This is a genomic window from Pseudorhodobacter sp. E13, from assembly GCF_003991405.1.
GTDB lineage: Bacteria > Pseudomonadota > Alphaproteobacteria > Rhodobacterales > Rhodobacteraceae > Pseudorhodobacter.
Genome location: NZ_RPEN01000153.1, coordinates 1 through 13,428 on the forward strand (window position 1 = coordinate 1; position 13,428 = coordinate 13,428).

The window sequence follows — 13,428 nt, forward strand, 5'->3', positions numbered from 1 at the left end:
GCAGCCCCCCGCCTTCCTTCAGGCGCGCCATTGTGCAAGCACAATGGACGCAGGGGCCAGCGCAGCCCCCCGCCTTCCTTCAGTCGCGCCATTGTGCCAGCACAATGGACGCAGGGGCCAGCACAGCCCCCCGCTTCTTTTTCATTCCCCCCCTAGCCTTTCGGACGCAAACCCGTTATGGCCCCCCCAACCCTAATGATTTGAAAAAGAGACCCTCCGATGGAGCTTCGCAACATCGCCATTATCGCGCACGTCGACCATGGCAAGACCACCCTCGTCGATGAGCTGCTGAAACAATCCGGCACCTACCGCGACAACCAAGCCACCACCGAACGCGCGATGGACAGCAATGACATCGAACGCGAACGCGGGATCACCATTCTGGCCAAGGCCACCTCGGTGGAATGGAACGGCATCCGCATCAATATCGTCGACACCCCCGGCCACGCCGATTTCGGCGGCGAGGTGGAGCGTATCCTGAACATGGTCGACGGTGTTGTCCTGCTGGTCGATGCCGCCGAAGGCCCGATGCCGCAAACCAAATTCGTGACCTCCAAGGCGCTGGCCCTTGGTTTGCGCCCGATTGTGGTGCTGAACAAGGTCGACAAGGCCGATGCCGAACCCGACCGTGCGCTGGACGAATGTTTCGATTTGTTCGCCAACCTTGGCGCCGATGACAAACAGCTTGATTTCCCGCATCTTTACGCCTCGGGCCGCGCTGGCTGGGCCGATACCGAACTCGACGGCCCGCGCAAGGATCTGACCGCGCTGTTCGACCTGATCGTGAAACACGTCCCCGCGCCGAAACAGGTGGCCAAAGCCGCCGAGCCGTTCAAGATGCTGGCAACCACCCTGTCGGCAGACCCGTTCATCGGCCGCATCCTGACCGGCCGCGTGGAAGAAGGCACCTTGAAAGTGGGCGCGCAACTCAAGGCGCTGTCGCGCACGGGCGAGCGGATCGAACAGTTCCGCGTCACCAAAATCCTCGCCTTCCGTGGCCTTGGCCAACAGCCAATCGAAGAAGCCGTGGCCGGTGATATCGTCACCATCGCGGGCATGACCAAAGCCACCGTGGCCGATACGCTCTGCGATCCGGTCGTCGAAGAACCGATTGAGGCGCAGCCCATCGACCCGCCGACCATCACCGTGACCTTCGGCATCAACGACAGCCCGCTGGCTGGCAAGGATGGCACCAAGGTGCAGTCGCGCATCATCCGCAAACGTCTGATGGATGAGGCCGAAACCAATGTCGCCATCAAGGTCGCCGACACACCCGGCGGTGAGGCGTTTGAGGTTTCGGGCCGTGGCGAACTTCAGATGGGCGTGCTGATTGAAAACATGCGCCGCGAAGGGTTCGAACTGTCGATCTCGCGCCCGCGCGTGATCTTCAAGGAAGAAAACGGCGTGCGCATGGAACCGGTCGAAGAAGTCACCATCGACGTGGATGATGAATATTCCGGCGCGGTGATCGAGAAACTGACGGGCGAACGCAAGGGCGATCTGGTCGAGATGAAACCCGCAGGTGTGGGCAAAACCCGCATCGTGGCACATGTGCCCTCGCGCGGGCTGATCGGCTATCACGGCCAGTTCCTGACCGATACGCGCGGCACCGGGGTTCTGAACCGCTTGTTCCACGGCTGGACCGAGCATAAAGGCCCGATCCAAGGCCGCCGTCAGGGTGTATTGATTTCCATGGAAAACGGCACTTCGGTGGCCTATGCGCTGTGGAAGCTGGAAGATCGCGGCAAATTCTTCATCGGCGCGCAGGAAGCGGTGTATCAGGGCATGATCCTGGGCGAACATTCCCGCGACAATGATCTGGAGATCAACCCGCTGAAGGGCAAACAGCTGACCAACGTGCGCGCAAGCGGCACCGATGAAGCCGTGCGCCTGACAACCCCGGTGCGCATGTCGCTGGAAGAGAGCATCGCCTATATCGCAGATGATGAACTGGTCGAAGTCACGCCAAAGAACATCCGCCTGCGCAAACGCTTCCTCGACCCCCATGAGCGGAAACGCCAGTCGAAATCGGCCTGAATGGGAAAAGCCCGCTCGGTTGAGCGGGCTTTTTTTCTTTGACCGCGCAAGCTAGGAAGCTCGTCCGTTCGGGCAATTTGTCCTATTTAGGAAAGTCTGGCATAAGCCAAGATTAAGCCTATTATCGCGATAACTACACCAATTGCCCATTTCCATTCGCGTGCCAAGAAATCCAGAACTGCATGCGCATAACGTGATGTCCAATGCCGCCTTTGATCTCCTCCGACGATGAAAACACTGCTTTCAGGGTCGTTTTCAAAGGGTATGTATTCACCCCTCCACCAGCTTTTAAGCCAAACAAGCATTGTTCACGCTACTCCAAAATGGGGTTGGACCTTCTGCATAACCGCAACGGCTGAATTGTTCCAGTTCCCCGTTTCACGCCGCCACAGCCACCCCAAGCGGCGCAAAGGGTTCCATCTTCACCCCCTCCCCGTCAAAGGTGCAAAACGTCCCCGGCGGGACCAGGTCCCAATCCGCCTCATCGGTTTCCAGCGGTTCGGACACCACGGCCCTGCCCTGATGGGTTTTCGACCAGCGGTGATACAGCGTCGGTGCCAGATGGTCGGTGGCATAGCGCACGGCATACAGCTTTTGCCCGTCCGAGATTGCCGCTGTCATGCGGATATGCGGGGCGGTGCCAAGCTGGCGGCTCAAACCTTCGAATTTCGCGACAGACCGTTCCAGCGCGCCGCGCGGGTCATCCGCCAGACCTTCGGCCAGCGCGACCAGAAACAGCGCCTCGCTATCCGTGGCCCCGCGCCGCTCGCCATAATATTCGTCCGGGATCAGCATATCGCCCGCGCGGCGAAAGCGTTCAAACCCGCCCACCTGCCCGTTATGCATGAAAGACCATTGCTTGGAGGTGAAGGGATGGCAATTGTTGCGGCTGGTCGCCGTCCCGGTCGAGGCGCGCACATGGCTCAGGAACAGCCCCGATTTCACCTGCGTGATGATGCTTTTCAGATTGCAATCCGACCAAGCGGGCGACACATCGCGAAACTGCCCCGGCTCTGGCCGCGTGTCATACCATGCCAGCCCGAACCCATCGGCATTGATCGCCGATTTGCATTCGGTGGCGCATTGGCTTTGATGGATCAGCGAATGTTTGGGGCGGCTGACCACCTCTTCCAGAAAAATCGGTTTGCCAATATAGGCGGCCCAACGGCACATGAAATCACCCTTCTGCCCGGCGCGGTCTGATGCTGCGCTTGATTGTCACAGCATAAAGTAAAGATTGCGTCGATAAAAGAGGGCGCGCGGGCTGCGGTGCAAACATTAAAATAGGGTAAAGATTTTCCATCTTTACCCTGTTTATCAATCAGTTAGCGAAGTGTCCGCGCGCGATTCCGCAAGGGCTGGCGGCTTACTCCGCCTCCTCCAGCACCATCAGATCGCGAATGCTCGCCCCTTTGGCATGGGCCAGCGCGGCCTGATATTCCGGGGAATGATAGCAGGCAACGCCTGCCTCAAGGCTTGGAAAACGGGCGACCACATTGCGGGGCCGGTCCTTGCCCTCAAGCTGGACATAGCGCCCGCCACGGGCCAGAAACATCCCGCCATGTGCCGCAATCGCCGGGCCAGCCGCCGCCGCATATTTTCCGTAAGCCTCGGGGTCCGTCACCTCTACATGGGCAATCCAAAGCGCTGTCGGCATTTATTTCCCCTCCAGAATGGCCTCGACAGCGGCGATCGCAGCCTCTGCCCCGGCAATATCCGCGCCACCCGCCTGCGCCATATCGGGGCGGCCACCGCCCCCCTTGCCGCCCAAAGCCGCGGCTGCCGCCTTGACCAGATCAACCGCCGAAACCGAGCCCGTAAGATCCTCGGTCACGCCTGCCGCCACCGCAGGCTTGGCCCCGGTATCGGCAATCAACAGCACCGCACCGGACCCGAGGCGCGCCTTCATCTCGTCGATCAGGCCCGGCAAATCCTTGCCGGAAACCCCGGTCAGAACCTGCGCGATCAGCTTGACGCCGCCAATCTCCTTGACCTCCGGCCCAGCGGCAGAGCCGCCCATCGCCAGCTCCCGCCGCAATTGCGCGACTTCGTTTTCCAGCTTGCGACGTTCCTCCAGCAAGGCCTTTGCCCGGCCAGCCAGATCGGCCGGTGTCGCCTTCAGCGCCGCTGAAACATCGGCCAGATAACCCATCTGCTCTTTCAGATAGGCCAGCGCGCCTTCCCCCGTCAGCGCCTCAATCCGGCGCACACCCGCCGAGGAGGCGGAATCGCCCAGCAGAACGAACAGCCCAATCTCGCCCAGCCGCGACACATGGGTGCCGCCGCAAAGTTCCAGCGAATAGGTCCGCCCATCCGCGCCCTTGCCCGAACCCTCCAGCAGCCCCATCGAGACGACGCGCACCTCATCGCCGTATTTCTCGCCAAACAGCGCCTGCGCGCCAAGGCCCCGCGCGTCATCCGGGGTCATGATGCGGGTATCTACCGCGCCATTTTGCCGGATATAGGCGTTCACCTCGGCCTCTACCTGCGCCAGTTCGGCGGGGGTCACGGCCTGACCATGGCTGAAATCAAAGCGCAAGCGGTCCGGCGCGTTCAGCGAGCCGCGCTGCGCCACATGATCGCCAAGCGCGCGGCGCAGCGCTTCATGCAGCAAATGGGTGGCCGAGTGGTTGGCCCGGATCGCCGACCGGCGCGCATGATCGACCGTCAGCGTGGCCCCCTGCCCTTTGGCAATCTCGCCCTCGGTCACTTCGGCCAGATGGATGAACAGGCCTTGGCTCTTCTTGGTATCGGTGATGCGCGCGCGGCCGGTGGCGGTTTTCACCACACCTTCATCGCCAACCTGCCCGCCCGATTCCGCATAAAACGGCGTCTGGTTCAGGATGATCTGCACCGACTGGCCCTTGCCCGATTTGGCCACTTCGGCCCCGGCGCTGACCAGCGCCAGCACCTGCCCCTCGGCGGCCTCAAGGTCATAGCCAAGGAATTCAGTCGCGCCATGCGCCTCGGCCAGATCATACCAGATCGCGGCATCCTTGGTTTCGCCCGACCCGGCCCAGCTTGCGCGCGCCTTGGCCTTTTGCTCGGCCATCGCCGCCTCAAAACCCGAGGTATCCACCGCGCGGCCCTTTTCGCGCAGCGCGTCCTGCGTCAGATCCAGCGGGAAGCCATAAGTATCATACAGCTTGAACGCCGCCTCACCCGGCAGGTCAGCGCCTTCGGGGATTTTCGACAGCTCATCATCCAGCAGCTTCAAACCACGGTCCAGGGTCTGGCGGAATTTGCTTTCCTCCAGCCGCAGCGTTTCCTCGATCAAGGCCTGCGCGCGGTTCAATTCAGGGTAAGCGGCGCCCATCTGGCGCACCAAAGCGGGCACCAGACGGTGCATCACCGGGTCCTGCGCGCCAAGCTGGTGGGCGTGGCGCATCGCGCGGCGCATGATCCGGCGCAGCACATAGCCGCGCCCTTCGTTGCTGGGCATCACCCCATCGGCAATCAGGAAAGAGGTGGAGCGCAGATGGTCGGCAATCACGCGGTGATGCGTCTTGCCGGGGCCATCAGGGTCCGAGCTGGTGGCATGGGCCGATGCCTCGATCAGGCTGCGCATCAGGTCGGTGTCGTAATTGTCATGCTTGCCTTGCAGCAGCGCGCCAATCCGCTCCAGCCCCATGCCGGTATCAATGCTTTGCTTGGGAAGCGGGGTCAGGCTGCCATCGGCGTGCTGCTCGTTCTGCATGAAAACGAGGTTCCAGATTTCGATGAAGCGGTCGCCATCTTCCTCGGCGCTGCCGGGGGGGCCGCCCCAGATCTTGTCGCCATGGTCAAAGAAAATCTCGGTGCAGGGGCCGCAAGGGCCAGTGGGGCCCATGCGCCAGAAATTGTCATCAGTGGCGATGCGGATGATGCGGTCATCCGTCAGGCCCGCAACCTTTTTCCACAGGTTCGCCGCCTCATCATCCGTGTGATAAACGGTGACCAACAGCTTGTCTTTGGGGATATCAAAATCGCGGGTCAGCAATTCCCAAGCAAAAGGGATGGCCTCGGATTTGAAATAATCGCCAAAGCTGAAATTGCCCAGCATCTCGAAAAACGTGTGGTGGCGGGCTGTATAGCCGACATTGTCCAGATCGTTATGCTTGCCCCCGGCGCGCACACATTTCTGCGCCGTGGTCGCCCGCACATAATCGCGCTGTTCTACCCCGGTGAAACAGTTTTTGAACTGCACCATGCCCGAATTGGCAAACATCAAGGTCGGATCATTGCGCGGCACCAAGGGGCTGCTGTCGACAACGCGGTGACCGTTGCGGTTGAAGTAATCCAGAAAGGTGGAACGGATATCGTTTAGCGATGGCATCGGGCGGCCCCTCATCAGGCGAATGGCAGTTTCGACATTCGTTTAACGGGGCAAGGCAAGACTGTCCACAACCCTGTCACATCCAATGAAAAAGGCCGGGGCATTGCACCCCGGCCAAACCGTCGAAACCTGTGACTTCGGCTTAATCGTCCAGCAGGGCCTCAGAGGCACCGCCATCATCCATATGGAAATCCAACCCATGCGAGGCGCGGATTTTATCTTCAATCTCCTGCGCGGTGGCGGGGTTTGACTTCAGGAACAGCTTGGCATTCTCACGCCCCTGCCCGATCCGCTCGTCCCCGTAGGAATACCAGGAACCGGATTTTTCCACCACGCCTGCCTTGACGCCCAGATCAACCAGTTCCCCGGTCTTGGAGATGCCTTCGCCATACATGATGTCGAATTCCACCTGTTTGAAGGGCGGGGCCACCTTGTTTTTCACCACTTTGACGCGGGTCGAGTTGCCGACAACCTCATCCCGGTCCTTGATCGCGCCGATGCGGCGGATATCCAGACGCACTGACGCATAGAATTTCAGCGCATTGCCGCCGGTCGTGGTTTCCGGGCTGCCGAACATCACGCCGATTTTCATGCGGATCTGGTTGATGAAGATCACCATGCAATTGCTGCGCCCGATCGAGGCGGTCAGTTTGCGCATGGCCTGGCTCATCAAACGGGCCTGAGAGCCCATCTGCATATCGCCCATATCGCCCTCGATCTCGGATTTCGGCACAAGGGCCGCGACCGAATCAACCACGATGATATTCACCGCGCCCGAGCGGACCAGCGTGTCCACAATCTCCAGCGCCTGCTCGCCCGTGTCGGGTTGGCTGATCAGCAGCTCATCCAGATTGACGCCCAGCTTTTTGGCATATTGCGGGTCCAGCGCATGTTCGGCATCGACAAAGGCGCAAACGCCGCCTTTCTTCTGCATCTCGGCCACCACATGCAACGTCAACGTGGTCTTGCCAGAGCTTTCCGGCCCGTAAATCTCAATAATCCGGCCCTGCGGCAAGCCGCCGATGCCCAGTGCAATATCGAGGCCGAGCGAGCCGGTCGAGGTTGCCTCCACATCCATCACGGCATTTTCGGCGCCCAGCTTCATGATAGAGCCTTTGCCGAATTGACGTTCAATCTGTGCCAATGCGCTTTCCAGCGCCTTTGCCTTATCCATCTCGCGTTTTCCGTTCAGATCCAGAAGGTTTGCCGTAGCCATTTCTCGCCCCTTTATTCCACAGCCGCCCGCAAGCGGCAATCATGGTATTTGTTCCTGACTTGTTCTCATGTTTTCTGGGGAAAAACAAGAACATTTAAATCGAATTCTTCTAAAATCAGCTTTTGCCCAAATTCGTTAAGGGATAGTTTACGGCTGAGGGTGCAGATACAGAAAAACATGGAAAGAGCAGGCATGTTGGTATTTTGGGATCAGAAGCTGGCGTTTTTGGCAACGCCGAAGACCGGATCAACCGCGATCGAGGCCGCGTTAGAATCGCTTTCAGCCGTTGTCGTGCAGCGCCCGCCGGTGTTGAAACATACCAGCGTGCAGCGGTTTCACCGGTTTCTTGGGCCCTATCTGGAGGTTGCCTCCGGCCATCCTTTCACCGTTTGCGCCATGATGCGAGAGCCGCGCGACTGGTTGGGCAGTTGGTTCCGCTATCGCCAGCGCGATGAGGTGGTCGATCCGCGCAAAAGCACCATTGGCAAAAGCTTTGACGAATTTGTCCTCGCCTATTGTTCCGACGATCAGCCGGAGTTTGCGGCCGTCGGGTCACAGGCGCAGTTTCTGAAACCGCGCAAGGAGAAAGGCGTCGACCATCTGTTCCGCTATGAGGATATCGACCGCTTTGTCACCTTCCTCGAGGATCGGCTGGGATGCGAGATCATCTTGCCGCGCCTCAATGTCTCGCCGCTGGCCTCGTTGGAACTGGACCCCGCGACCGAGGCGAAGCTGCGTGAATTCGCGGCCGATGACTTCCGGCTTTATCACGCCATCCCACAGGCCTGACCGGGGTTAATGCACCATCTGGCCTTGCACCACCGTCGCCAGATCATTGAGCGAGAAGGGTTTGGCCAAAAACACCGAATTCGGGATGCGCGCCTGATTTTCTGACAGGCAATCCTCGGCATAGCCGGACACAAAGACCACCCGCACATCGGGGCGCTGTTGCAGCGCCTCACGCACCCAGGCCGGGCCATCCATGCCGGGCATGACCACATCGGTCACGAAAACATCAATCTCCAGCGCCGGATCTTCCAGTGTTTTCAACGCGGCTTCGGCATTCTCGGCCTCCAGCACCGTATATCCGCGCAGTCGCAGCGCACGGGAGGCAAAGGCCCGCACCGGCGCCTCATCCTCGACCAGCAAGATCACCCCTTCGCCGGGTTTATGGGGGCTTGCAGGTTTGGCAACCGGGGCTGGCACAGCTTTGGGCGCCTGATCTTCATGCACCGGGAAATAAAGCGTAAAGACAGAGCCTTTGCCCAGTTCACTATCCACAAAGATGAACCCGCCGGATTGTTTGACAATGCCGTAAACCGTGGACAGGCCAAGCCCGGTGCCCTGCCCGACACCTTTAGTGGTCACGAAAGGTTCAAAAATCTTTTGCAACCAGTCCGGCGCGATGCCGCAGCCTTCATCAATCACCCGGATCACCGAATAGGCCCGGGCGGGGATGACAACCCGCTGATAAGGCGTGTCTTTTTCCAGCGTCACGGCTTCCGTCTCAATCCGGATCACACCCCCTTCGGGCATCGCGTCGCGGGCATTGACGACGAGGTTCATCAACACCTGTTCCAGTTGCCGCTTGTCAGCCCGGATCGTGCCCAAGGCCGCCGCATGGGTCAGTTCCAGCTTGACGCGCTCGCCCACCAAGCGGTTGAGCAGATGCGTCATATCGGCCAGAACATCATGCACATCAATATGTTCGGGCTTCAACGTCTGCTTGCGCGAAAAGGCCAGCAACTGCCCGACAAGGCTGGCGGCACGGTTGACGTTCTGATGAATCTGCACAAGGTCGGCATATTCGGGGTCTGTCTGGGTGTGGCGCAGCAACAAAAGATCGCAATGGCCGGAAATCGCGGTCAGCAGATTGTTGAAATCATGGGCGATTCCGCCTGCAAGCTGACCGATGGCTTGCATTTTCTGGCTTTGGACGAATTGCGCCTCCAGCGTTTTCAGCGCGGTCGCGTCTTGCAGGATCGCCAGCACCGCCGGGCGCCCGTTTTCGACAATCCGGCGCAAGGCGACCTGCACAAAGACATCGCTGCCTTCGCGGTGCAGGCGCATCACCTCGGCCGCGCCCGGCACGCGCTCGGCCATCACATCATCCATCCAATCCGAGACGGAGCGGCCAAGCCCTTCAAACAGATCATGAATCTGCGGCATGTCATCGGGGCGCAGCTTGGTCAGATCACGGGCGGAGGCATTGGCCGAGCGCATGGAGCCATCGGCGCGAAACTTGATCAGCGCAATTGGCAGATGTTCGAAATCTGCAACCATTTCCGTACCATCGGCGCGTTCGCGCACGGGCAGCAGGTAAATCTCTCGCCGTTCGCCAGCGCCTGCAATCTCGGCCAGAATCGCGCGCACCGGACCTTCGGCAGAGGCAACCTCCACCTCCTCCCCCGAATGCAGGACGGGCGAGTTGAAGACGCGGTCCAGCCGTTTCGGCCTTGCACCCAACAGACGGCGCATCGCCTCATTCGTGAACAGCACAACGCCGGTTTTATTGGCCACCAGCATCGGCAGGCTGAGCATTTCTGCCCCGCGCCCGGCTTGCGACCTGTCCACAAACTCCTCCAGCCGCCACAAGAACCGATCCACCGTCAGCGCATGAACGGAAAGCCGCGTGTGGCCGTGCCGTGTCACCACATCTTCGCGGGCAGAGCCTGCGTTCTTGGCCCGGCTTTGCAGGCGGAACAAAACGGAAGCCGGGCTGGCGAAATGATCGTTGAGCTTGGCAATCAGCGTGCTGCCCTCGGACGAGGAGAACCGGGACAGCGCGGCAGGGTTCATGAACAGGATATGCCCGAAAGCATCGGTGGTGAAACAAGGTGTGGCATCCTTGCCAACCAGTGCTTGCAAGTGTTTTGCCCGCAGCCGGTCGGCGCGCTGCGCCCAAAAAACCGTGCCGCGGATCAACAGCACCAGACAGGCAAATGTGACCCCTGCCACCACAGCCGTGCGTTGCATGGTCACATCCGTCGCGAAGGCGCTGATCACCAGACAGCCCATTGCGGCGGCCAAAAGCAGCCAGGCTTTGCCGCCCAGATTGGTCGCCACGTCCACCAGATTGCGCTGCATCATTTGGGCTTTCGCCACGGCCCTACTCCACCTCGGTCTGTGCTGTCCGATACTAGGGGGCAAATTCCTTAACCGCCCCTTAATGCGTCCACGAAAACAAGCACAGGTTGTAGGGAAATACTACCGCAACCTTTTAAGGACAGCGATATAAAAGCCATCGCCGCCATCCAGTGGCGTCAGCACACGGCTGGACAGCAGCGTCCAACCGGGGTGGCGGGCCAGAAAACCAGCCACCTGCGCCGCATTTTCCGCCTCCAGCAGTGAACAGGTGGCATAGGCAAAGCAGCCTTCGGTGGCGACAAGCGCGCTGGCCTGATCCATGATCTGCGCCTGAATCGCGCAAAGTTCGGCCAAGCGGTCCGGTGTCAGCGCCCATTTCGCCTCGGGCGCGCGGCGCCAACTGCCAGAGCCACTGCACGGCGCATCGGCAAAGACCAGATCGAAAGGGCCTGCCTTGGCCAGCGCGGGCGTGCCCAGCAGATCCACCTTGACCCCTGCGCGTTTGGCGCGGGCGGGCAGGTCATGCATACGGGCCGATGAAATATCATGCGCATAGAACCGCGCGGCGGCTTGCCCGGCCATGGCAAGGGTTTTGCCGCCACCGCCCGCGCAATAATCCAGCACGCGTTGATCTGCCGCCAAGGGCAAGGCCGCCACAATGGCCTGCGAGGCGGCGTCCTGAAGCTCTACCAGCCCATCGAGATAGGCCTTGCTGGCTTGGACCTTGCGGGGATTTGTCACCACCTCCAGCGCGGTATCGGCCAAAGGGGCGGGTTGGGTTTCGATGCCTTCGGCGGCAAGGGCGGCTATGGCTTTGGCGGGGGTGGTCTTGCGCAGGTTGACGCGCAGATAGACCGGGGCGCGCGATTGCAGGCAACGCATGACCGGGGCGAAATCGGTGCCAAGGCTGGCGCGCAGGGCAGGTTCCAGCCAATCGGGACAATCCAGTGCGGCATTGCCCGCAGGCTCTGCCCCTGCCCCGGCTTCGGCCTCGCTCAGCGCGGGCGGGGCATAGCCTGCACCGGTGAACACCGCATCCGCCGCCACCCCGGCCCGGCGCAAGCCGCCCAGAACCAACCCGCGCCCGGTGTCCGCCCCCCCAAGGCTGGCGTAAGAGCGTTTGCAGCGCAGCGCGTCAAAGACGATATCGCGCACGGCATGGCGATCCCCCGACCCGGCATAGCGGTTGGACCGCGCCCAATTGGTCAGCACCTTTTCCGCCGCCGCACCGCCCAGAACCTTGTCCAGAATCTCGATGGCAGCGGCATAGCGGGCGGCGGGGTTCATGGCTTAGCCGATCCGGTAGTTCGGGCTTTCGCGGGTGATCTGCACGTCATGGACATGGCTTTCCTTCAGCCCGGCCCCGGTGATCTTTACGAAGGTGCAGTTCTTGCGCATATCGGCCACGGTTGCGTTGCCGGTATAGCCCATGGCCGCGCGCAAACCACCGACCAGTTGATGCACCACCGCCGCAGCAGAGCCTTTGTAGGGCACTTGCCCTTCAATCCCTTCGGGAACCAGCTTGTCGCTGGCGGCATCTTTCTGGAAATACCGATCCGCCGAGCCGCGCGCCATGGCACCAAGGCTGCCCATGCCGCGATAAGATTTGAACGAGCGGCCCTGATACAAGATCACCTCGCCGGGGGATTCGTCGGTGCCCGCGATGGCCGAGCCGACCATGGCGCAGGACGCCCCCGCCGCAATCGCCTTGGCGAAATCGCCGGAATATTTGATGCCACCATCAGCAATCACCGGCACATTGCCCGCCGCCTGTGCGGCATCCATGATCGCTGTCAATTGTGGCACGCCAACGCCCGCCACAATCCGCGTGGTGCAGATGGAACCGGGGCCAATACCCACTTTCACCGCATCCGCGCCCGACCCGATCAGCGCGCGCGTAGCCTCGGCCGTGGCGACATTGCCTGCCACCACCTGCACAGCATTGGACAGCGCCTTGATACGCTCCACCGCGCGGGCAACACCTTCGGAATGGCCATGGGCGGTATCAATCACCACCATATCCACGCCCGCCTCGATCAGCGCCTGAGAGCGTTCGAACCCCGCATCACCCACGGTCGAGGCAGCAGCAACCCGCAGGCGCCCCAACTCATCCTTGCAGGCATTGGGGTTCAGCACCGATTGTTCGGTGTCTTTCAGGGTCAACAAGCCAGTCAGCTTGCCTTTGCCATCGGTCACCAGCAGCTTTTCGATGCGCCGGGCCTTCATCAGGGAAATCGCGGCGTCGCGGTCCGCAGGCTCGGCCAGAATGGCCAGATTATCGCTGGTCATCATCACCTTGACGGGCGTGCGATCATCCGAGGCGAAGCGCATATCGCGGTTGGTCACGATGCCGACAACGCGGCCCGTTTCATCCACCACCGGAAACCCGGTGACGTTGTAGCGCGCCTGCAACGCCTTGGCATCGGCTAGCGTCTGATCCGGGGTCAGGGTGATCGGGCTGTAAACGATGCCCGATTCAAACCGCTTTACCCGCCGCACTTCCTGCGCCTGCTGTTCCACGCTCAGGTTGCGATGCACAACGCCGATGCCCCCCGCCTGCGCCATGGCAATCGCCATGCGGCTTTCCGTCACCGTATCCATGGCCGAGGACAACAGCGGAATGTTCATCCGGATGGATTGGGTGACAAAGGTTGATGTATCCGCATCGGAGGGCAGCACAGAACTTGCCGCCGGAACCAGCAGAACGTCATCAAAAGTAAGGGCCTCGCGAATCTCCATGGGAACCTCCGTGGGAGCGGTCGTTTGGCGGTTT

General features: G+C 60.9%; 9 protein-coding genes. 2 read left to right on the plus strand and 7 right to left on the minus strand.

Translation table 11 applies throughout. The features are described 5' to 3' along the window. Nucleotides 1-219 precede the first annotated feature (219 nt). Nucleotides 220-2,037, plus strand: a complete 1,818-nt coding sequence (gene typA / locus EGN72_RS07900; protein ID WP_127046311.1) for a translational GTPase TypA — start codon at nucleotides 220-222, stop codon at nucleotides 2,035-2,037. Between the two features lie 378 nt (nucleotides 2,038-2,415). On the opposite strand, the gene EGN72_RS07905 is transcribed toward typA, so the two are convergent. From EGN72_RS07905 to recA, 4 genes are all read right to left on the minus strand, one after another. Beyond that, a complete protein-coding gene (locus tag EGN72_RS07905; protein WP_127046313.1) occupies nucleotides 2,416-3,210 on the minus strand; it encodes a class II glutamine amidotransferase in 795 nt (264 codons plus the stop codon). Between the two features lie 193 nt (nucleotides 3,211-3,403). Then, nucleotides 3,404-3,694: a DUF1330 domain-containing protein gene (locus EGN72_RS07910; protein WP_127046315.1), complete on the minus strand. Its 291-nt coding sequence runs from the start codon at nucleotides 3,692-3,694 to the stop codon at nucleotides 3,404-3,406. Continuing rightward, nucleotides 3,695-6,352: an alanine--tRNA ligase gene (gene alaS, locus EGN72_RS07915; RefSeq protein ID WP_127046317.1), complete on the minus strand. Its 2,658-nt coding sequence runs from the start codon at nucleotides 6,350-6,352 to the stop codon at nucleotides 3,695-3,697. It abuts the gene before it with no gap. Nucleotides 6,353-6,494: 142 nt separating this feature from the next. After that, a complete protein-coding gene (gene recA, locus EGN72_RS07920) occupies nucleotides 6,495-7,568 on the minus strand; it encodes a recombinase RecA (RefSeq protein ID WP_127046319.1) in 1,074 nt (357 codons plus the stop codon). 192 nt (nucleotides 7,569-7,760) lie between these two features. Here recA and EGN72_RS07925 point away from each other — a divergent pair, with 192 nt between their 5' ends. Next, complete coding sequence (locus EGN72_RS07925) at nucleotides 7,761-8,357, plus strand: hypothetical protein (RefSeq protein WP_127046321.1); 597 nt, start codon at nucleotides 7,761-7,763, stop codon at nucleotides 8,355-8,357. 6 nt (nucleotides 8,358-8,363) lie between these two features. On the opposite strand, the gene EGN72_RS07930 is transcribed toward EGN72_RS07925, so the two are convergent. The 3 genes from EGN72_RS07930 to guaB all read right to left on the minus strand — a co-directional run bounded on the left by EGN72_RS07930 (nucleotide 8,364) and on the right by guaB (nucleotide 13,394). Beyond that, nucleotides 8,364-10,658: an ATP-binding protein gene (locus tag EGN72_RS07930; RefSeq protein WP_370323226.1), complete on the minus strand. Its 2,295-nt coding sequence runs from the start codon at nucleotides 10,656-10,658 to the stop codon at nucleotides 8,364-8,366. A gap of 117 nt (nucleotides 10,659-10,775) precedes the next feature. Further along, the gene (locus EGN72_RS07935; protein ID WP_127046323.1) at nucleotides 10,776-11,942 is read right to left on the minus strand and encodes an RsmB/NOP family class I SAM-dependent RNA methyltransferase; all 1,167 of its coding nucleotides are present in this window, start codon (nucleotides 11,940-11,942) and stop codon (nucleotides 10,776-10,778) included. Nucleotides 11,943-11,945: 3 nt separating this feature from the next. Next, nucleotides 11,946-13,394, minus strand: coding sequence for an IMP dehydrogenase (gene guaB / locus EGN72_RS07940; protein WP_127046325.1), 1,449 nt, complete (start codon nucleotides 13,392-13,394; stop codon nucleotides 11,946-11,948). Nucleotides 13,395-13,428 lie beyond the last annotated feature (34 nt).